Source organism: Allobosea sp. P1_A7 (assembly GCF_056406775.1).
Genome location: NZ_JBFTZN010000617.1, coordinates 1 through 873 on the forward strand (window position 1 = coordinate 1; position 873 = coordinate 873).

Here is an 873-nt window from a genome sequence, read left to right on the forward strand (position 1 = left end):
CGCTGCGCTGACCGCGGTCGCGATCTACGTCAAGAGCCTCTTCCCCAGCCACGCCAAGTCCGATCTCGGTCCGCCCACCGAGCCCCCGGGCGAGGATGCGGCTGGGGGAGGCCCCTCGAGGCAGGCGCAGGCCGAGGAGGCGGACAAGGAGGCCGAGGACGAGACCGGCGCGATCAAGAAGGAGCCCGAGCCCGACCCGGCGCTCGGCTCCGGCGGCCAGGCCGTCGGCACGGCCGGGCTTGCCGCCTTCCTCGGCATCGATTCCCCGCCGATCGACTATGAGCAGCTGCCGCTGCGCCGCTTCTCGCCGGCCAAGCTCGATGTCTTCGGGGACCCGGCCAGCAATGACAACCTGACGCTTGCCCATGGCGGCGGCCTCTCCGGCAGTGCCGGCGGCTCGGGCGGGGCCCATGGCTTTGAGGGGCTGGCCCATATCGACGGGCCCTCGGGCGGCCACCATCCCGGCCCGGGCGGCCATTCCGGCCCGGGCGGCGAGAGCCCGGGCGGACCCGGTGGCGAGAATCCCGGCGGCCCCGGGAGCCCGCGCAGCAACCGCGCCCCGCTGCTTGCCGGCGTCGTCAGCCTGCGCAGCATCGGGCGCTGCGAGACGCTGCTGATCACCGCGATCGGCTTGCTCGCAGGGGCGCTGGATCCTGATGGCGATGCACTCGTGGTTAGGCATCTCACCGCCTCCAGCGGCACCTTGACCGCGGTCGAGGGGGGCTGGGAGTTCAGCCCGACGCCCGGCTATTTTGGCCCGGTGACGCTGAGCTACGAGGTCAGTGACGAGACCGTCGCGGTCGCCCAGACCGCGCTCTTCAGCGTCGTCGAGTTCACCGAGATCAACGGCACGGCCGGCGATGACAGCCTGAC

General features: G+C 72.4%; 1 protein-coding gene. It reads left to right on the forward strand.

All coding sequences use genetic code 11. The annotated features are described in order from the left end of the window. The coding region (locus AC1D34_RS38035) for a cadherin-like domain-containing protein (protein ID WP_476827086.1) at positions 1-873 on the forward strand (873 nt) is incomplete at both ends.